The 19,972-nt window shown below is 33.2% G+C and carries 27 protein-coding genes; 17 read left to right on the plus strand and 10 right to left on the minus strand.

Annotated features, from left to right (window positions below):
• The first annotated feature begins 10 nt into the window (after positions 1-10).
• Positions 11-991 carry an HD domain-containing protein gene (locus T375_RS13300; RefSeq protein WP_049960389.1) on the plus strand — a complete coding sequence of 327 codons (981 nt, stop codon included), beginning with the start codon at positions 11-13 and terminating at the stop codon, positions 989-991.
• Between the two features lie 43 nt (positions 992-1,034).
• Positions 1,035-1,712, plus strand: coding sequence for a DNA processing protein DprA (locus tag T375_RS09785; protein WP_049960390.1), 678 nt, complete (start codon positions 1,035-1,037; stop codon positions 1,710-1,712).
• A gap of 18 nt (positions 1,713-1,730) precedes the next feature.
• Here T375_RS09785 and T375_RS09790 read toward each other — a convergent pair whose 3' ends face one another.
• Entirely contained in the window at positions 1,731-2,327 is a 597-nt protein-coding gene (locus T375_RS09790) for a hypothetical protein (protein ID WP_044937835.1), read from the minus strand.
• A gap of 17 nt (positions 2,328-2,344) precedes the next feature.
• Positions 2,345-2,992, minus strand: a complete 648-nt coding sequence (locus T375_RS09795; RefSeq protein WP_044937837.1) for a hypothetical protein — start codon at positions 2,990-2,992, stop codon at positions 2,345-2,347.
• A gap of 285 nt (positions 2,993-3,277) precedes the next feature.
• On the opposite strand from T375_RS09795, the gene T375_RS13305 reads away from it, so the two are divergent.
• The 6 genes from T375_RS13305 to T375_RS09820 all read left to right on the plus strand — a co-directional run bounded on the left by T375_RS13305 (position 3,278) and on the right by T375_RS09820 (position 7,269).
• Positions 3,278-4,261, plus strand: a complete 984-nt coding sequence (locus tag T375_RS13305) for an HD domain-containing protein (RefSeq protein ID WP_049960391.1) — start codon at positions 3,278-3,280, stop codon at positions 4,259-4,261.
• 36 nt (positions 4,262-4,297) lie between these two features.
• Positions 4,298-4,432: a hypothetical protein gene (locus T375_RS13845; RefSeq protein WP_256377542.1), complete on the plus strand. Its 135-nt coding sequence runs from the start codon at positions 4,298-4,300 to the stop codon at positions 4,430-4,432.
• Positions 4,433-4,467: 35 nt separating this feature from the next.
• Positions 4,468-4,740, plus strand: a complete 273-nt coding sequence (locus T375_RS09805) for a hypothetical protein (RefSeq protein ID WP_044937839.1) — start codon at positions 4,468-4,470, stop codon at positions 4,738-4,740.
• Between the two features lie 177 nt (positions 4,741-4,917).
• Positions 4,918-5,373, plus strand: a complete 456-nt coding sequence (locus T375_RS09810; protein ID WP_155952500.1) for a helix-turn-helix domain-containing protein — start codon at positions 4,918-4,920, stop codon at positions 5,371-5,373.
• Positions 5,339-6,055: a DUF6557 family protein gene (locus tag T375_RS09815; protein WP_044937843.1), complete on the plus strand. Its 717-nt coding sequence runs from the start codon at positions 5,339-5,341 to the stop codon at positions 6,053-6,055. The genes T375_RS09810 and T375_RS09815 overlap by 35 nt, the downstream gene beginning before the upstream one ends.
• Positions 6,056-6,078: 23 nt before the next feature.
• Entirely contained in the window at positions 6,079-7,269 is a 1,191-nt protein-coding gene (locus T375_RS09820; protein ID WP_044937845.1) for a hypothetical protein, read from the plus strand.
• A 138-nt stretch (positions 7,270-7,407) separates the two neighbouring features.
• Here T375_RS09820 and T375_RS09825 read toward each other — a convergent pair whose 3' ends face one another.
• From T375_RS09825 to T375_RS13310, 5 genes are all read right to left on the minus strand, one after another.
• Entirely contained in the window at positions 7,408-8,205 is a 798-nt protein-coding gene (locus T375_RS09825) for a Uma2 family endonuclease (RefSeq protein ID WP_197019852.1), read from the minus strand.
• Positions 8,206-8,380: 175 nt separating this feature from the next.
• The gene (locus T375_RS09830) at positions 8,381-9,169 is read right to left on the minus strand and encodes a hypothetical protein (protein ID WP_044937849.1); all 789 of its coding nucleotides are present in this window, start codon (positions 9,167-9,169) and stop codon (positions 8,381-8,383) included.
• Between the two features lie 95 nt (positions 9,170-9,264).
• The gene (locus T375_RS09835; protein WP_044937851.1) at positions 9,265-9,675 is read right to left on the minus strand and encodes a helix-turn-helix domain-containing protein; all 411 of its coding nucleotides are present in this window, start codon (positions 9,673-9,675) and stop codon (positions 9,265-9,267) included.
• A 29-nt stretch (positions 9,676-9,704) separates the two neighbouring features.
• Positions 9,705-10,133: a hypothetical protein gene (locus tag T375_RS09840; RefSeq protein ID WP_044937853.1), complete on the minus strand. Its 429-nt coding sequence runs from the start codon at positions 10,131-10,133 to the stop codon at positions 9,705-9,707.
• 88 nt (positions 10,134-10,221) lie between these two features.
• Complete coding sequence (locus tag T375_RS13310) at positions 10,222-10,560, minus strand: type II toxin-antitoxin system HicB family antitoxin (protein WP_049960392.1); 339 nt, start codon at positions 10,558-10,560, stop codon at positions 10,222-10,224.
• Positions 10,561-10,742: 182 nt separating this feature from the next.
• Here T375_RS13310 and T375_RS09850 point away from each other — a divergent pair, with 182 nt between their 5' ends.
• Both T375_RS09850 and T375_RS09855 read left to right on the plus strand, forming a co-directional pair.
• The gene (locus T375_RS09850) at positions 10,743-11,453 is read left to right on the plus strand and encodes an AAA family ATPase (RefSeq protein ID WP_044937855.1); all 711 of its coding nucleotides are present in this window, start codon (positions 10,743-10,745) and stop codon (positions 11,451-11,453) included.
• A 126-nt stretch (positions 11,454-11,579) separates the two neighbouring features.
• On the plus strand, positions 11,580-12,335 hold the full coding sequence (locus T375_RS09855; RefSeq protein WP_044937857.1) for a metallophosphoesterase: 756 nt from the start codon (positions 11,580-11,582) through the stop codon (positions 12,333-12,335).
• A gap of 72 nt (positions 12,336-12,407) precedes the next feature.
• Here T375_RS09855 and T375_RS09860 read toward each other — a convergent pair whose 3' ends face one another.
• A complete protein-coding gene (locus tag T375_RS09860) occupies positions 12,408-12,722 on the minus strand; it encodes a hypothetical protein (protein ID WP_044937859.1) in 315 nt (104 codons plus the stop codon).
• A 169-nt stretch (positions 12,723-12,891) separates the two neighbouring features.
• Here T375_RS09860 and T375_RS09865 point away from each other — a divergent pair, with 169 nt between their 5' ends.
• From T375_RS09865 to T375_RS09880, 4 genes are all read left to right on the plus strand, one after another.
• Positions 12,892-13,449: a hypothetical protein gene (locus T375_RS09865; RefSeq protein ID WP_044937861.1), complete on the plus strand. Its 558-nt coding sequence runs from the start codon at positions 12,892-12,894 to the stop codon at positions 13,447-13,449.
• Between the two features lie 181 nt (positions 13,450-13,630).
• Complete coding sequence (locus T375_RS09870; protein ID WP_044937863.1) at positions 13,631-13,984, plus strand: hypothetical protein; 354 nt, start codon at positions 13,631-13,633, stop codon at positions 13,982-13,984.
• A 438-nt stretch (positions 13,985-14,422) separates the two neighbouring features.
• Positions 14,423-15,466 carry a sigma-70 family RNA polymerase sigma factor gene (locus tag T375_RS09875; protein ID WP_049960393.1) on the plus strand — a complete coding sequence of 348 codons (1,044 nt, stop codon included), beginning with the start codon at positions 14,423-14,425 and terminating at the stop codon, positions 15,464-15,466.
• Positions 15,467-15,563: 97 nt separating this feature from the next.
• Positions 15,564-15,839: a helix-turn-helix domain-containing protein gene (locus tag T375_RS09880; protein WP_044937865.1), complete on the plus strand. Its 276-nt coding sequence runs from the start codon at positions 15,564-15,566 to the stop codon at positions 15,837-15,839.
• Between the two features lie 46 nt (positions 15,840-15,885).
• Here T375_RS09880 and T375_RS09885 read toward each other — a convergent pair whose 3' ends face one another.
• Both T375_RS09885 and T375_RS09890 read right to left on the minus strand, forming a co-directional pair.
• A complete protein-coding gene (locus T375_RS09885) occupies positions 15,886-17,031 on the minus strand; it encodes an AAA family ATPase (RefSeq protein ID WP_044937867.1) in 1,146 nt (381 codons plus the stop codon).
• Positions 17,032-17,151: 120 nt separating this feature from the next.
• On the minus strand, positions 17,152-17,769 hold the full coding sequence (locus T375_RS09890; RefSeq protein ID WP_044937869.1) for a hypothetical protein: 618 nt from the start codon (positions 17,767-17,769) through the stop codon (positions 17,152-17,154).
• A gap of 273 nt (positions 17,770-18,042) precedes the next feature.
• Here T375_RS09890 and T375_RS09895 point away from each other — a divergent pair, with 273 nt between their 5' ends.
• From T375_RS09895 to T375_RS09905, 3 genes are all read left to right on the plus strand, one after another.
• A complete protein-coding gene (locus T375_RS09895; RefSeq protein WP_044937871.1) occupies positions 18,043-18,531 on the plus strand; it encodes a hypothetical protein in 489 nt (162 codons plus the stop codon).
• A gap of 45 nt (positions 18,532-18,576) precedes the next feature.
• On the plus strand, positions 18,577-19,371 hold the full coding sequence (locus T375_RS09900) for a hypothetical protein (protein ID WP_044937873.1): 795 nt from the start codon (positions 18,577-18,579) through the stop codon (positions 19,369-19,371).
• A gap of 238 nt (positions 19,372-19,609) precedes the next feature.
• Positions 19,610-19,930, plus strand: coding sequence for a DMT family transporter (locus T375_RS09905; protein WP_044937875.1), 321 nt, complete (start codon positions 19,610-19,612; stop codon positions 19,928-19,930).
• The last annotated feature ends 42 nt before the right edge of the window (positions 19,931-19,972 follow it).

Below are 19,972 nucleotides of genomic sequence, written 5' to 3' on the forward strand. Positions count from 1 at the left end.
GATTTAAAGAATGGAAAATAAGAATATAAAAAGACTATATGAACTCAGAGAAGAAGGCGCTGCTATGGAGTTTACTCTTTTGGTTACAAAGATTAGTGATGTAAAGATTTCTTCCATAGGGACACCATATGTTAGCGTAGAGCTATTAGATGGCAATTGCTCAACAACAGTTAATATCTTTGACGTAACTAATGCAGAACTTGGTTTTGTTGAAGGCTCAGTTATAAGAATTACCCTTAGAAAGAAAGGAAAGTATTTTAATGTTGAAGATTGGGAGCTAAATGATGACCCAGCAAATACTTCTGATAATTTTAGAAAGGTAGCCCCAATTAGTCGGGACGAGGTATTTAGCCAACTTCTTAAAATTATAGCTTCTATAGATACCGATCCTCATTATAAGGGCGATACAGTAACACTTGCCCATCTTACAACTAACATTCTTATGCTTTATGAGAATGCATTTAAGACATCTTCGGCTGCTGTTTCAATGCACCATAATTATATTGGTGGTCTACTGTACCATACTTATAGAATGGTCAAGCTAGCAATGGATGTATGTAAGACTTATACTGAGTTAGATCAAGAACTTTTGGTATGTGGTGCAGCCCTTCATGATATAGGAAAGATTACTTGTTATGAGACATATGATGATGGAAGTGCTGATATTACTGTTACTGGAAGGCTTTTGGATCATTCTACAGAGGGGCTGCGTATTATCGAAGAAGCGCTATGCATTTATGATTATGATAAAGAAAGAATTATGCTATTAAAGCATCTAGTTGCATCACATCACGGTCAGCTTGAATGGGGTGCGATTACAACACCTGCTGTACCAGAGGCCATGATGCTTCATATGATAGATATGATTGATAGCCGCATAAATATGTTTGAAGTAGCTTACGAAGGTCAGGAATTTGGCACAGTTTCAGATAATAAGGTTTTTGGTTTAAATAATAGCCACATATATAAGCCAGAAAAAAATGTTGCATAATGCAGGTATTGTCCTAACGAATGATAATAAAAAGGTATTTGCGATGAGTGAGATTAAAACAATTACTAGAAACCAATTAACGCTATATTATCTAGGGGATATATCCTTATTAGATAAGGACATAGTAGCTGTAATTGGTAAACGCGAAATTAACAGCAATGAAAGAATTATTGCAAAAAACACTGGTAGATTCTTAGCAAGGCATGGATATGTTGTCTTAAATGGTCTGGCTTTAGGTACAGACAAGGCTGCATTAGAAGGCGCCATAGAAGAACACGGAAAAACTATAGTAATAATGGCGGGCGGCCTCGATTCCATTTACCCTAAGTCATGCACGAATTTAGCATTTGATATTTTAAACAATGGTGGCTGCATCATAAGTACATACCCAATAGGAACTAAGCCTAATAAAATAAGATTTGTAGAAAGAGATTCATTGCAGGCAGAACTTGCAAGCAAAGTATGTGTTGTTACATGCGAAAAAGAGGGTGGAACAATGCATACCATTAAAGCAGCCTATAAATGCCAAAAACCAATCGGTGTTATATGCAAAAGCACAGGTAATGAATTTGCAATTAGAGAAATGAAGGCCATACAGCTTAATAATTTTAAGGAATTACTGGATTTTGTCAAAGCTAATTCAAGTAATGGTGTATTTCAGCAGCTTGAATTGGCAGATTTTATGACTGAACCAATCAATAATTCAAAGGCTCCCTTTTAGCTTAGCGGAGCCTTTAACTCAAAAAAAATCTGGTTGATTACTAATAAACTCTAAAATATCAGATGATAGAGCATCTGGATTATCTTCCATAAATTTCTCTACAGAGGCCTGTCGTGCTGCAGATTTTTGCGTATATGTTAAAACGCCCATAATAAAGCCAAAGTATGTATCGTTTACATTTAAAAGCCTATGGTAAAAAGGATTTTCTTTTAGCTTGTCCAATTTCCCATATAAACCATTGGCTGAAATTAATAGATGTTTAACCCTTTCCATGCTGACTTCCTCACCATTTGCTTCCCATTGAGCAATCTCTGGAAGAAGAAAAAGAAGAGATTGATAATTCCCTGTACTGGTGAGCATTTCCATTGTGGCTAGGGGATGCTTAAGTATTCTTGTATCATTAAGAGCAGGATTTTCTAATAGATCCTCCAATTCCCTATGTAGATCATATTCTATCATCAGGTGTTTTCTGATGTCGGAGTTTTGTGGTTTCATAATAGCTAGAGCATCATTCTCCCTGTCATTATTCATTAGCCATGAGTAAAGCTCTATTAGTTCTAATTGCGCAGATTCCTTTGTATAGGGTTGTTGAAATTGTTCTTGATATTTGTTCATAACATGTGTCCTCTATTCTAGTTAAGTTTTGATAGTACTACAGACAAAAGAGCAGATAGACCATTATCTTTAATATTTTTAGATAACTCGACTAAATCCTCGTTATCAAGTTGGTATAAGAACTGTTCAATTTTGACTTTATCAGACATTTCAATAGTCTCATCTTGTGATACAAGTCCTAAGATATTGCTGATTATCTCTATTTTTTCAGCAGAGTAGTCATCACCATCCATGGTAAAACCATAAATAAGCCTTCTAAAGCTGTTATATGCGTCTGTAACAGAATCGTATTTAGTATTAAAGACATCTAAAGGCTTAAATATATCCAGGTAATCAAAATCAAATACAGTACTATAGTTATTAATATGCATCCATGTAGTAAATTCCTTAAAAATGTCTAATAGAAAAGCGTTTGCGCCTTTCTTTGAATCAAACCATAAAAGCTCCTCACAAAACAATTCATATTTGCCACTAATATTGTCTTTATAAAGTGCAAAGTCAGCAATATCTAACTCATCTTTATAAGCGTAAACAGTGGTTAAATCCTCTGGCACATCTGACTGCTGAGCGTGTCCTTGTATATGATTTAATAAATCCTGGGTTTCTGCCTCTGAATGGCCCATTTCTTTACACCATTTTTTTATAATTTCTATTTCTTGATTCATCTAATTCTCTCCATATATTTGACAAACATTTGTATAACTTACTTAATATTCTAGCATTGTAGCGATAAGTAATCATTCATCCTGTAGTTGAAAAACACAATGGTTTAAATCTAGGCGTAGAAAAGTTTATTTCTAAAATGAGCGAGCTTTGTTTTATTATTACCGTTGCAACTAAAAAACCAAAATTCAACTATCCGTTTAACAAATTTATGAATTTAGGAATTATTATATTAAAGTAACGATCACACTTATAAATACTAAGAAATATAAGAAAGGACTTTAGATATGGAATTAATGAAGATAAATGAGATAAAAAAAGGGGAGGTAGCAAAAGAAATTCCACTTATTGTTATAGGTTACAATCAAAAGTTCAAAAAATCAGATGGAGCCCCATTTGTAATCATAGAGTTTTTCGATGGAATACAAAAAATTAACGTAAGCTTTTGGGACGAATATGTAGAATCAATTGAGGCAAAAGGCATCGTGGTGGGTAGTATTTTAAAAGTTTTACTTACAATCGATGGCAAATACTACAATCAACATGGCTACAGATTAAATGATGATCCATCGATAACAGCTGACTGCTTTAGAAAAATAGCACCAATCAGAGATTTTGAAAAAGCATATAATTTCATTTTAAACTCTGTAAGGGCGGTTGATTCAAATCCTACCAACGAAGGAGATATTACTAGTATAGCCAAGTTAACATTAAAGCTTTTAGAAGATAACAAAGGTGCATTTATTTATTCTTCAGCGGCAGTTAAAATGCATCATAATTTCATTGGTGGATTATTATTTCACACTGTCAGAATGGTATCTCTTGCTGTCAATGCATGCGAAACATATAATTCTCTAGATAAAGAGTTATTAATATGTGGAACAGCATTACATGATATTGGAAAGATTACCTGCTATCTAACATCAGAAATTGGGGATACCCAAATGTCAGTAACAGGCAGACTTTTGGACCATGCAATTATTGGCATAAAGATGATTGATGAAGAAGCCAGAAAAGGAAACTATGATCCTTCAAGGATAGAATTGCTACAGCATTTGCTTGCTTCACATCACGGAAAACTTGAATGGGGTGCCGTTGTAACACCAGCTATTCCTGAGGCAGAAATGCTTCATTTAGTAGATATGATTGACAGTCGCATGAATATGTTTGAAGAAGCCTATAAAGGGCAAGAAGAAGGCACTGTCTCAAATACAACAGTGTGGGGATTAGAGGGTAGCTACATTTATAAACCTTTTGGATGTCTAGTTTAAGAAATATAAGATTTAGATTTTGGAGGATTAAGAATTATGTTAGTAAGTAAAATCTCATTAGTAGTTAATAAGATATTAAGCGTATTGGGTATTGACGGAAATGCTCCCGTCACTCCAAAAGACTTTTTAGTTGTGGCAGTGGTATGTGCAGCTATTGGTATTGCTTTTTGAAAAAACACTTATTCAATCAGGAAAGATATATCTGTTTGGGCGATTTTAATATAACTGGAACAGCACTACAAAAAAAGCTTTCAATTAATGATAAAGTATATGGACCAAGATTTTTAAATGGCTATTATAGCTTTGTTTTTAAAAATGGGGATAGAATGGCATTAGATTGGATTATTACAAAAAATGTAAATACTGTTTTTAATGATTATAAGGATAAAAAACAGAGCCCCAATGCCACATATGATTGGACATTTGTATCAAAAGAGAATGGTTATGGAGAAAAAAACAATGTGATTATTTCGCCTTAAAAATAATTCAACAACACGTTTAATGACAACATATTTTGTGGATGCTAAGCTAAACATATAGAAAACAAGCAGCCCTTTGGATTAATAGCGAAAGCTCAGGCTATCTTTATTAAGAGCCCACTTATTGTGGGCCCTTTAATTTCAATTAAACAGATAAAGGCAAAGGATTATAAAATCATGATTACAAAAGAAAAAATAAAAGCATTTACAAATCTTATAGATGAAGAAATTATCACCCCAGTTGAGTTTGCAAAAATCATTGATGTTTTATCAAATACGGCTGCTGATACCGATGTTCAGGCGACAAATGAAGGCTTTACCATCGAAAATATCAAAAGAGTTGTTAGTGATTATTTCAATTTAACTACAGAACAAATTGAATCCAATAATAGGTCATCTTTAGTGGTACGAGCTAGACAAATTGCCATTTATATATGCAAAAAGTATACAGATAGTTATTATCAGGCTATAGGACAAGCCTTCGGCGGCAGAGATCACAGCGTTATAATCCATGCAGTAAACAGGGTGGAAGATGAGCTGGCTAAAGATGAACAAACAAATACTCTAGTATTAAACATCGTTGAGAGGATTAAAAATAATGAAAACAATTCAGCAGATGATAAAAGAGCTTGACCCACAAGATATTGAAAAAGTATACTTATACACCTTTCCAATTAATATTCATGAATTGGAAAATGATGATGTCACTATCTCTGAAATAAAGCAAAAAATATCCACTGTATTTCAGGATTTTCTCTCTAACATAAAAACTCATGGCACAGTAAAAACAACGAAAGAGGCCGTTTTATTTGCTACAAAAAACAATATAGATGAAAATAGAAGTACCGATACAGAGCTTGTTTATATAGATGAATTATTAAATTCAAACGATGTAGATGAAGTCAAAACTTATGCCTATGAATTCACTCCCTGGGAAGAGATGCTTAATTTTTATGTTGCCGGTACCGAGCTAACACAATTACATCTAATGAGTGTGGTAGTGGATTTCATACATACAATGTCTTTCTTTGGATTTGATGAAGCTAAACATATAAAAGAGAAAAATGAACTTGAACAGTCTCTTGAAGAAGCTATTAATGATATACATAATCCAGAGAAATTAAAATCTTACAAGTCATTTGAAGATTTTGAAAAGGAAATGGGATGGAAACGGAAACGCCCTAAAAAATATCCTAAAGAGGAAGATTATCGAGACAAGTATATAAAAGCCTCTAGAGAGTATTCATTATACTGTAGAAATCAAGAATTGTTGAAAATAAAAGAAATGCTCATCAATGAGAGTAAAATAGATTAATCAAATTCATATAAGGAAGTGCTATGAACGTAAGTACATTTAATAATACAAATGGTCTCAAAAAAGCAAAGCTCTACGATGAAGTATTTGATTCAGATGCCAATATAAGTGGTGTAATACTTGAATTTATCAATAACAGCGCTAGAGTTTTATGGTCCAATTGTGTGGTAGGATTAGTAGATTTTGAAAAATGCCAAGAAGTACTACTTACAGGCAAAAATTATTCTAATGTACCTACCGGCATAATAATTAACAAACTAGAAGGAGCAACGGAAGTCTTACTGTCAGATTATGAGTTTTTTAAGGAAAACATACTAACTAACAGCGAATTTTATCGAGAGGCACTATATGGATTTCGGGATAAAGATTGGTTAATTAATCGCTATATACCATCTGCTACTGTACAAAGCTTTATTCAGCAACAAAAATGGGATTTTAGTGATTCTGAATGGGCCACTATCATTTATAACAGTATGGATACTATATCTCAAAAGCACACAATTTTAGAACTATTGGGGCTTGATACTTTAGATAAAAAGCTTTTTTGTGAAATAAAAGAGCGTCTTGCCTACGATAATATGGCTTTTGAATTATTCTGTAACGATAGTGATGGATATACATATGTCGTATTAATTGATGGAGAGGCAATAGCTGCTGTTTGTGATAGCTTTATCATTGCATATAAGACAGGCTGTAGATATATCGAAGAATTTACTATTGAAAAGCATGCTGTGCAATATGAAGATTCAAAGCCTGCAACAATACGCTCAATAGAATCATCTCTACTAACAGGAGGTGAACCGGCTGTTAAAGAGGAAACACTTCCACCAAATTATTATATTCCGCCTGTAGCAGGATTAACCTTTGATGCAAAAGGATGTTTAATAAGATACTTTTCTTCTGAAACATCAGCAGAACAGGCTCTTAATATAGAAGGGATGGAACCAAACCGCTTTGAGTATAGATTTATAGAAGTACCTAATCCATTTGAAGAGGGCAATAAGGTTAAATTAGCAATAGAAAGTCATTACAATAAAGAGCAAGTATATACTGTTTTAACTTCGCAAAATCAATGGAATGCCTTCATAAATGACCCTAAAAAAAGGAAACTCAGTGATTGGTCCGATGCATCTATTATCATTACAGCTAAGCCAGATTCATTTGATCATGAGCATATAAATCCAATATTCCTAGAGTTAGTTGATTCTGAATAAATGATCTTACTAGATAATGCAAAAGAAGCAAACAAGCTTATTTAAATAAGATTAGCTACAATTAAAGAAACATTAGAAAGTTAAAAGGCTCAACAATACACTCAGCAGTACGCTGAGTGTATTGTTATATAGACCCTTTTATATCTTATTACGCAGGTATTCAGCTAAAGATATTTTTAAACTTTGTAATTCGTTGTTATTCGATACATAATGCGCCAAGTTATTATTAACTACATCAACTATCCATACCTCAACGCCCATTTTTTTATATATTGACAGCTTCTTCAATACATATTCTTTCTGTACTTTGCTTTTTACAACCTCAACGACAAATATAGGGGTAGTGTTAATGCCTTCTTGAGTGTCTATAAACCCTTTATGTACGCACATTATAGTTGGTACAAAGTAATTTGCCTTAGGATTTTCTTGTAAAATGCTGTAACAACATAATCCAATTCTTCCAAAGACTTCATACTCAAGCTTAAGATTATCAATCTCCTGAGAAATAAATGACCAAATATCCCCTACTAGTAGATTGACCATTGGCGATTCTGGGCTAGGCCAAACTACGAGTTCCCCCTCGATAACCTCAGGAATCTCATCGTCGGAATCATTGTACAAAGCATATTCAAACGGATTATCTACCTTTAATAACCCATCATAATCATTTAGTGCCCCCAAATCCCCATTAGTAAGCTCATCTAGACGTGTGCTAATTTTCCAAATGTATGCTGCTAATTTAGGCTTTATTGTTTCATAGATTTTGCAATCTAATAGCCCGTTTTCATCATAGGCAGTTACAGGGCAAAGACTTGCTGCTTCTTTTAGCCATTTTTTTAGGATTAAATCATTATCTACAATATCAATGCCGGTTTTTCCAAGTTCTAATATTGGACCTTCCGTATAATTTAAATGAATTTTCAATTCACGTTTCATGCTATCTCCCTTTTTATCTTCATAAATCGTAGTTAGACTACACGGCATATTGTTGACTTCATCCGTAGAATACGGCTCAATTGCCTCGAACAAATTATGCGCGGCCTCTTCAATAGTTAGCCCTTGTGATGTAACACCCGTTATATATCCATAGCAACATAATTTGTCGCAATTTCTACTCTGGAAAAAGTTCATTATTGTCATTGATTGTGAAATACTGAAGAATTTCTTCCCCAAGATTATTTTTCATAACATACCATAGCTTGGTTGTATCTATATTAACAATCTCAAATATTTCATAGTCCATATGATTTCTAAATCGAATATAAAAGCTATTAAATTTATATATTCTATAGTCGTCTGTTTCTTCAGCAACCAACTTTTTTGCTATTGAATCAATGGACGCTTCTGTATCAAGAGTAATGATTTTGTCATCATTTATTAATTTCTCAGCAACAGCCACACGTGTCTTGGTATCTACCGAAGGTAGCAATGAAACATCGGCTTGTTTATCCAGCGTATTTGATACTCGGATACATATAGTTAAGTCGGAATCAGCGCAATTAGGTGATTTTATGCCTGATAACCATTCTAATATCGCAGAATATCCTTCTATTTTTTGGTTCTCATGCAAATAATCCAAAGCAGCCTTATATGCTTCCTCATAAAGAGGAGTATTTTCCAAATATGATAGATATTTGTAGTATATTTTCTCAATAACGTCGTGTATTTGTAATGCATCAATGGAACCTATCTTTAAAATATCATCTATAAAATCTTGTGGTGCATCCGGAAGCAATGAATTAAATTCTTCCTCACATTTTTTTTGAAGCGAGATTCTATCCGCTGGATTCATATTAGCTTTTTTGTTTTCATTAAAAATACTATTAACTAAAAAGAAGCTAACACTTAAAATATATCCCTGCGTACGGGCTTCAACCATAATTCCTTCGCCTGGCGTCATAGAATTGTCCTCCCTTTACTTTTACATAAACTCTAGCATTCAAAGTATGTTTTTTCATTCATCGTATTGTTGAAAAAACAGCTTTTTATGGCTGCTCAAATTAAATCGTAGTTATTATCATTAGAAAATTTAGTATATTCACATATACGAGTTGTACCATCTTTTCTAGTTGGCTCAACTGCCAGAAGCTTTGCATGGCAGCCACAATCAAGCTTTTTTATAAATCCATTAAAGTGTGGATGCTTTGTTTTCCATTCAATTGGATTAATGATTGAATTATTATTAAAGACAGGACTAACCATATTTGTTGAAATAGGAGAGTAATCCAAATAATCATCGTAATCTAGTGCACTTAAAAATATATTATATAAATACGCTGGAGGCTCCTTTGTACCTTCTTCCCAAGCCTCAAGTAGATCTAGAGGAATTTGGTATCTGAAGGCAAGCTCCTCTCTAGAAAGGTTAGTGCATTCTCTTATATTTTTAACAGTTAATAATTCCATCATAGAAAAAAGGTCCTTTCTAAAATTTAAGATTAAATGATTACAACTGTGGCATCATCCTCATATTGAACGTTCTTATGACTTTCAAGCCTACTTCTTCTTGTTATGTCACAGCGCTCTAAAAGGAGAGCATGGGTTCCACAATCTAATAACTTTACAAGAGCTATATAATTAGGATATTGTGTTTTCCATTCTTTAATATCAATAATACTTGCTGAGGCTTCATCTCCTTCAGGATACATATATCGAGGGTCACAAACTATTATTGGTGGCTCTTTAATATACCCCTCATTACAAAGTGCACTCATAAGCATGTAAAATATGTATGAAGGAAAAGTATCTGGCTTTTCCTGCCAATCAGACAATTCGACAAGAGGAATATTAAAGATATTCGATAGCTCTTCAAGGGATAAATTAGTAAGTTGTCTTATGTAAGTAAGCTTGTTTTGAATATCAATCATCGTTATATACCTCCATTTCTATCACTACTAAGAATTCTAATAAAAGCTAGAGGTTCCAACAATCAACGGATAGTTTAATATAATTACGTTAATGTAAAAGGCGATTTTTGATAGACAGCCACGCATTAATTAACCTGCTTTTAAATGGAAGATTATTCCAGTAGTTTTCTGGCTCGTAGCTATCAATAATGATGATTTGATAGTCATAACTATATTTAGGAACAATATCATCTTTAGCTGAAGGCTTTGGCAATTTCTTGCCTTCTGTTATTAACGCATTTAATTGAATTGAAAGAATATCCTCTGCCTTAGCTATCGCATTTGCTAAACTATCACCAGACGTAAAAGCCCCTTCAATATCGGGGAATTCTACAAAATATATATCTTTTGCTTCTTCATAGATTATTGCTGGATATCTATATTTCATATATACCTTCCAATGTTTGATATATTAATTATATGCTTAAACCTAGATTCAATATAGCAACGTGTAGTTGAAATAGTTGCATTCTAGACTATCTAAAATTCAACTACTTGTTGAGTGTATATTAAGCTTTCAAATGTTATTCTTATACTAAAGCAAAATGTTTTTATGAGAGGGAAAAACTAATGTATAATCGCTTGTTTATCAATTCTGCTAATTTTAGATGGGATGAAATAGAAGAGAACTCGTATTTAAACAATATTCCTGCTGTTCGTGGCGCTGATTATATCGACTTTCAAAAGAATGTTACCTTTTTTGTAGGCGAAAATGGCTCAGGTAAATCTACTGCTCTTGAAGCTATAGCAGATGCATATGGATTTAATCCAGAAGGTGGAACTATAAATTTTCGCTTTTCAACTTATGAAGATATATCAGAACTTGGAAGTCATACTAGATTATCTAGAAGTGGGAAAGCATACTTTGGATATTTCTTTAGAGCCGAAAGTTTCTTTAATCTATCTACTAAAGCAGAAGAATATGGGCTCATATACAATGGAAAAACTCTTCATGCGCAATCACATGGAGAAAGCTTTTGGAGCTTTTTTAATAAATATAATGGCGCAGGCCTTTATCTTATGGATGAACCAGAAGCAGCATTGTCTCCACAGCGCCAGCTAAGTCTACTTGTTCATATAAAGCAGATGGTGGACGTGGGCTCGCAATTCATCATTATTACTCATTCACCGATTGTACTGGGTTTGCCAGATGCTGACATTATTTCGTTTGATGAAGGTCACATTCATCGAATTCCATATGAAGAAACCGAAAGCTATCAAGTAACAGAAATGTTTATTAATAACAGAGATTATTTTTTAAAAAGACTTTTATCGGATTAGGACATGAAAAAATAAGATCCATTAAATCGGGTATTACTACTTGAAGCTGAAAAAAAATATGCGGAATAATGCAGAATTTCAAAAAGAATGCTTAGAGCAACAAATAGTTTATAAAGGAGACTAACAGTGGTTTTTATAACTGGAGATTGTCATAGCGATTTTAGTAAATTTAACACCAAAAATTTTCCTATTCAAAAAGAAATGACAAAAGACGATTATGTCATTATTTGCGGTGACTTTGGGGGCGTTTGGAATGTAGCTACTGAGTCTAAAGAAGAAACGTATTTAATGGACTGGCTTGAAGATAAGCCTTTTACCACATTATTTGTTGATGGAAACCATGAAAACTTTGATAGATTAAATTCATATTTAGTAGAAGAGTGGCATGGAGGGAAAGTACATAAGATTAGAAGTTCCGTAATACATCTTATGCGTGGTCAAATATATGATATTGAAGGTTCTTCATTCTTTGCCTTTGGTGGTGCCAGTAGCCATGATGTAGATGGAGGCATTCTTGAACCTACTGATCCTGATTATCAAAAACGCAAAAAATATCTTGATAGAGAGTGGATTTCATATAGGATTAATCGTATTAGCTGGTGGAAAGAGGAGTTGGCCAGCGAAGAAGAAATGGCAGAAGGCCAAAAAAACTTGTCCGCTTGTGATAACAAAGTTGATTTTATTATCACTCACTGCGCAGCATCATCCACACAGGCTATGTTTAGCTTTGGAAAATATGCGTCTGATATTCAAACTAATTATTTAGAATCGATTAAACAAAATGTTGCCTTTAAGAAATGGTACTTTGGGCACTATCATAAAAATATGCCATGCTCAGATAAAGAGATTATGATTTACAACCATATAGAGCGTATTCTGTAATTTGTGGGTTATCGCAGAACACGAAAATTCAGTATTTATTGGACTTTTATAATATAAAAAGCCTAAACCATATTATATTTTATCTTCAAGGTCTTCTTCGCATTGTCTTAATGAAATAATTTCATATATGAAAATAATTATAACAAACACGGAATAGCCAATACAGAGCCACTCCATTTTTTGAGTACGTTGCGCTAATCCAATGCCTGAAACAATTACACCAGACATAAGCATGAAAAGATTAATGATGTAATCAAAAATAGTATTAGTATGCCTTCTAATTCGTTTCAAATATACCTTAACAGGTGTATATACTAACGAGCTAATCGCGGGTAAAAGCATACAACCTATCATTATCAAATATCGAATGCGTAAATATAAATCCATTTAGACACCTCTCAACAAATATTAAAACAACCGACCTTTAGGCTAAATGAACACCTCTAATTAAAGAAAGGCGCTCAATTACGATAGAATAGCATCTTACTATGAAAATGCAACAACAAAACTACTATCAAGTCAATAAAGATAAACAATATAACAGGAGAAATAACAAATGGAAAAAACTAAATTTAAAATATATGATGTAACAATAAAAGACCATTCTAAAGACTATGATGATTGGTATGCTAAGGGAACAACGTTTTATGAATATGTAACTGAAATGTCACAACCTGAGAAATGGTTTATAGAAAACACCATGGCTCAAATTGAATATATGCCAGAACAAGAAGAAATTCTTCGTAAATCTATTATTTTCTATATATACATTGATATAGAACAAGAAAGCCCATATTGTGATAAAAATGATTCTAAAAATTTGGTAACTGAATATTGGACTAAACCAGAAAAACATATGCCTCCTTTAAAGCGATACAAGTTTTTTCTAACTACAGTCCCTCGTTCCAATCTTTACCTAGCATTTACAATTTGTCTTTCAAACCTTCTTACTATAGCAATACTTCTTGCTAAACATGGATTAGAGCTATTAGCTTTAAATGGAGTGGTTTTTATGGTTGTTTCAACAGTAGTCATAGTATTTGAATGGATACTTGAAATTGAAATGGGAATAGAAATTTATAGAAGAGAACTGGACGATTCGCTGGACTACTAGTAAAACGGTCCTCTTGAATAATTGAGATTGTATTAAGACTTCATGTATTAAATAGCATGAAGTCTTTTTATTTTAGCCAAAATTCAACTATGTGTTGAATGACACTGATTAGTTGAGTCCTTATAATGAATTATGTGAAGTTTAAATCAGACTAAGACTATAACTAAGGAATTCTAAAACGATGGCTCCAGAACAACTTTCATCAATTAAAAAGAATATTTTTGTATACAATATTATTCCCTTTGATAGCATTGGTATTTATATTGCAGATTCTAAAGAAGATGCTTTAGAAAATATAAGCAAAGATCTATGGGATGATATCGACTGGGAATCTTATTACTCAAATCATGACAAAAGGACTATTGAAGCTCTTAAAGGGCTTGGTTTTTCTGATGAACTCATAGCAAAACGTATGCAAGATAAAAAACATAGACCACTAAACATATATGATTCAATAAAAATATGGACCTGGGAAGAATACCAAAAAGAACAAGGCTTCAACGTAAGTGAAAGATTATTGGAAATAGTATCTTAGGCAAGTTTTTGGGGCAAATTCAAACCAATAAAAATTTTTTTAAATTTTTTCAAAAATGCTTGACGGAGTAATTTATGCATGTTATGTTATATTAACATCCTAAATTGAGGGTGCCAAATTATTTATAACATTAATACAAAAAATTATGCGATTTACGAAAGGAGATGGCAACCTATAGAGATACCTGCCGCCAATAAAGATTGGCAAATCAAATCTACTATAATCTAATCTATATATTTTTTCTTTATAATATTTAATTGGGACCTGCAGGATTCCTTTTCAATATTATTACTATTATTTATTTTTTCAATTTAATATTTCCCAATAACCGCATCTAAGCGGTAGTAAAAACTGAATATAGGATGGAATAATAATGAATGAAGTACGCTACAGTACTACCATTCTCTAAATTTTTACGCATTTTTAGGAGGTAATTTAATGAAATCATTCGTAAATTTAGTAGCTAATGATATTGAAGGAAAGGAGGCAATCCTTATGGATCCAACAGCTTCTGATATCGAATCCTTAGAAAAGGAACTCGAAGACATCGAGCTCAATGAGCATATGTACGATGCTGAAGATGACATCACACTTGATAGCGTTAAACTTTTCCTAAAGGATGTTGGTAAAACAACAATCCCTACTCCACAAGAGGAGCATGACTTAGGAATGATTATCCTTGCTGGCAAATCCGCGGAAAAAGATTCCACTAACCTTAGTGAAGAAGCACGCAATAAGCTTATTCAAAATGGTTATAAGGCTCAAAAAGAACTAGTCGAACGAAACATTCGTCTCGTTATTTCTATAGCCAAAAAATACTCTTCCCTTGATTTTATGGAGAGAGTAAATGAAGGCTGCATTGGACTAATGAGAGCTGCCGAAAAATTTGACGTTACTACTGGTTTCAAATTCAGCACATATGCTACATGGTGGATTCGCCAAGCAATAACAAGAGCTATTGCAGATCAAAGCAGAACAATCCGTATCCCTGTTCATATGAATGAACTACTCACCAAAATTAAAAAAATCCAAGCTGAACTAGCCACTACTTCAAGCAAAGAACCTTCAAACTACGATATTGCAAAAGCCTTAGGCATTTCCGTAGAAAAGGTAGAAGAGGCAACAAGCTTTTTAACTAATACAGCATCGCTTGATGTCGTATTAAATGAAGATGGCGAGACGACCTTATGTGACCTTATCGAAGACGAAAACGCTTTAAATCCAGAGAATGCCTATGAGTCTAACGAGTTAATCGAGACAATCGATGATGTATTGTCTAGTCTAAAGGAAAACGAAGAAAAAGTTCTCAGAATGCGCTATGGCATTACTCCGTTCAACGAGCCTCACACTCTTGAGCAAATTGGCAATGAATTTGGCGTCACAAGAGAGCGTATTCGCCAAATCGAGGACAAAGCTATTCGTAATATTCGAAGAAGTCCTTCAAAAATGAAGGTTTTAGGCGAGTTTTTCGCAGCAGCCTAAATGCATCTGAAAAATTAATATCATCGCTTCAGCCTGATGTTGAAGCGATGAATCTTTACTATTAACTGTGATTTTTTTAAAGCAACGGGAGGTAATAATGAAACAAAGACCATATTTCGACATTAAAGTAGTAGGACAGAATTTAAGAAGATTAAGAAAAGAAAACAATCTCTCGGTAAGAGAAGTGAGAGATTACTTAGGTTTTGAATCTGACCAAGCCGTATATAAATATGAGAATGGTAGCGGATATCCACAGGTTGAAACAATGTTTGCATTAATGAAGCTTTATAATGCTTCACTTGATGATATAATAACTCCATATAACGAAAAAGAAGAAGACCTTGTGTCTTCTTCTTTTTTTGTCTTCGCTTAAAGATTAGGAGATGAACTAGTTTAGTACTTCAAGCACCATAATAATATTAATCAAATGGTGTTTTTTTATCGAAATCATCGTACCCATCATCCATAGCTTCTTCACCAGCCATTTCTATACAGCATTGATTCATTATGGTTATTTCATCATCAGTATAATAGCGCCAGTGATGAGAAGCTGTAGCTTTGTCTTTTATTTCGACTACCAAAACATCTTCTTTTTCTTCTGTTAAAGCATACATGTATTCTCGAAGAATTAAAGTCCTAAGCTGTGATTCAAAAGCTCTGCAGCCAAATTTCGAATCTACCATGTTATATAATTCAGCTCTCATTTCTTGAGAAACTTTTAATTCACACCCATAGGAAATTTCCAATGATTCAACTAGTTTATCTATTATTTTATCAAAAGCTTCATGTGTTAGCTTTTGATAGTTAATGACAAGAGGAAATCTACCAATAAACTCGTTTGTGCCTCCGGCTTCTAGCATATCTTCCTTTGTGATAGGAGCATAATGCTCAACTTTTTTGTCTTCAGCATTAGCGCCAAATCCTATTTTAACGGGAACATCTTCTCGTTTCTTTCTAAAACTATCAAAGGAACCCATGCCAACAAACATAACTCTATTAGTATTAACAATAATATCTTTCTTTACCTTAACCTCAGCACCTTCAACTATCGTAAGTAGATTGCTTTGCACTTCGGCGTTTACATCATTTCTGCCAGTAGCATATGATGGCATTATTTTTTTATCAAACTCATCTAAAAACACAATTCCCATTGCTTTTTGAAAACCTGATAATGCTAATGGTTCAAGTATTTCAGATGCATCTGCGCCCTTAAATCCAGTAGTTGTAAGCTGAGATGTGTCAAAACTATATATTGGAAATCCTGGTATGTTTTTAGCAAAATATGCCCTTAATGCTCTATAAGTCTCTGTCTTTCCAGAGCCCGAAGGTGCAGCAAGAAGTACGTTATTATTAACAGGAGCACCATCCCTCAAGCAGAGCAAGTAATGCCATATATTTGCTAAAAACAATTTAAGCTCCGGTTGCCCTATTACACTTTTTTCAATTTCCTCATAGAACTGATGAAATGAGGTAGTATCTAACCAATGACTGATCTGATTATCTATACCGGTATTTCTAGTCCTAATCAAATTATTTGCTAATTCCAATGCTTCTTTATTTTCCATCCACCATTCCTCCGATTCTTGATACAAGAATCTTAGCAAATGGATTTTTTAATCAATAGCAATGGATAGTTGAATTTTTAACTTCTATATTTAGGTGCTTAAAATACTTCTTTGGTATAATCAGCGTTTCTCTTTGTTCAATTCTTTTTCCTTACGCCTATTATCCAATTTTGTCATCATAATAATCGAACGACTTTCTTCTACATCAATCGTGTTTACATCTATTATTTTTCCATAATCCCCTGCATTAACAAGAATAGGTACAATATACTTTCCCTCAATATAACTTTTCATTGAAATAGGCTTTTTATCAACTAACGCACGAATGTTACCTTCAATATGCTCATACTTATGAGTTACAACAACACGATATTCAGACTTCATTTGTATATAGCTAGCTAAAATATTCTTTTCCTCAAGAAATTCATAAGCAGATCGAACTGATATCTGTTCTCCTTTTTTAGATTCAAAAGTCCAAGCAAGGAGTTTAGCGAGACACCATAGATCTTTATCATTGACTTTTTCAAGCTTCTCATCGACTAGTTCAACTTTATAACCACATACATTAGAAACAATTTCTTCGGCATCTTCTTTATTAGTTAAATACAATTCGCCATTACATTCATGATTTTCAACCATCTGCTGAATGTCTACAAAATTGTAAAATACAACTATTCTTGTAGTAAATTCAGCACTTTGCTTTGTTTCATAACGATATCTTTTTGGGACGAAAAACATAAACAAATCCTCCTGCAATTTCTATTGGGTAATTCCTTAATAAATATTAGCAACAAATGCGAAACTAATCATTCAACACGTTGTTGAAGCAGAATCTGATTAAGCTTTGTTATATTCAACTATTCGGTGAATGTTTTTAGATAGCTATTTTCTTATAATGATATTATCGAAATGATTGTAAAAACCGAGCTCTAGAGCTCTTTAGTAAATGGTTTTGGAATCTTTGGGATTAAAGCTTGGTGTATGTATTAATTAATGAGAGGTATATATTAAATGGAAAAAATTTTAGCCTATAGAACAAAAGACGGAAAAGTATTCTTTGATGAAATTGAAGCTAACGACCATGAAAAACAACTCGATAATAAAAAAGTATTAGCTGCATTCGAATGGAAAAATGCCATAGTTCCACCAGATTTTGCTCAGGATAATAATGAAATTTTTCCCACGAGAATTATGCAGCATGATTATAAATGGTACAGAATTAATGACAGTAATGAATGGAAACAATTCGAAAAGTTTTTCAAAAAAGAGTATTTTCGATTAAGAATAAATGTGTGTAAATTTAAAATCCCATCAGTTTTCCCAACTGTTATTGGTGTAGATTCTTGGGGTAACCATAATATCTTGAGCGAAGATGATATTTTTGACAATTATAATCTAGCTAGACAACGCCAAATTAAAAAATTAGATATGATTGATAAAGAGTTTAAAGAATATCAACATAAATATTACGAGGCTATGGGACGAAAGTTTGATATTTAGTACTTGAATTGTTAACAACTTTAAATAGAAGGATGAGATTTATATATGGGTTTATTTGATATATTTCATGGCATCTATAAATGTAAACATTGTAATTTATCATTTACATTTATAGAACAAACAAAAGATTATGAGAGGCATCTAGAGGATTTCTACTTAGGTGATTATATAGATCGAGGAAATAGAAATTACTTCTACGATTTTGAATACCAATGTCCAATCTGTGGCACAATCAATAGAATAAGTATTGCAGTAAGAAGAGGACAGTATGTTGGTGTATATGCTTCTGAGAGGACTAAAAGCATTAATATATTGGATTTAGATAACATTGAAGATGGATTTTATAGAAAAAACACTCAAGAAAGAGTTGGTGTACACAAAACATTAGAAGAAAGAATAATACAAAGTGGGGTTCCATTGGAAATGTCACAAGAATTAAAGCACGGGCACTTTAACGAAGAAATAATTGAATACCGTAAAGCCAAAGAAATAAAAAATTGGGTTGATGAATTAGTAGAAACAGCAAAGGGATTATCTGAGTCTCAACAGTCAGAAGTAGTAAATTTTATAAATTATTTGAAAGCTAAGGATAGAGGAGAATTCAAAAATACTTATAAAGATAAAACCTCTAAACGACAGGAATTAGAAAATAAAAAACACCAATATATTGAAAAAATATATAAAGAAATGAAACGAAGAGGATTTACTTTTGTTGAGAGTCGCGCGATTATCCAGAAGACAGGATTTATAGCGGCTTTAAACGAATATCCTGAAGAACAGTTACATTATGATGTTTCGGATGCTGTAAATGAAATAATTATGACAGCTGCAAAAAGTTAACTAAACGAAGAGAGTCATTAAAAAAGAGTATTTTTAAGGAGTTTTGATAGTTTATGTTAAAAGGGGTTATTATGAGATTGTACATAGATTGTGAACGCTATTATAAATGTTGATCATTGAGGGTGCGGAGGGAGATTGGTACTGAGAACTGAAAAGCAAGGAGCATATAGAGGTAATAGTTTTTACGGGTGATCAAACTACCCGAGGATGACGTATTTTATTTTTTGGAGGTTTTTATATGAAGTGGATTTATCTATTGATTGCTGGAGCGTTGGAAATCACCTGGGCTGTGGCAATGAAAATGTCTAACGGATTTACGGTATTGATTCCATCGATTGTTACTGGAGTGGGCTACATAGCCAGTGCTGTATTTTTAGCAATTGCACTGAGACAGTTGCCTTTGGGTACTGCCTATGTCATGTGGACTGGAATGGGAATCCTTGGAACGACACTGCTTGGGGTATTTCTTTTTCACGAAAAACTGTCGGTTCCACAGGTGATTTGTGTTATTCTTATTGTAGTTGGAATTGCGGGACTTAAGATTTTAGCAGAGGGATGATAAATATTTTATATACCCATCGGCGAAGCCGATTACAATCCT

This window comes from Pseudobutyrivibrio sp. LB2011 (assembly GCF_000701765.1).
In the GTDB taxonomy this organism is placed as follows: Bacteria; Bacillota; Clostridia; order Lachnospirales; family Lachnospiraceae; genus Pseudobutyrivibrio; species Pseudobutyrivibrio ruminis.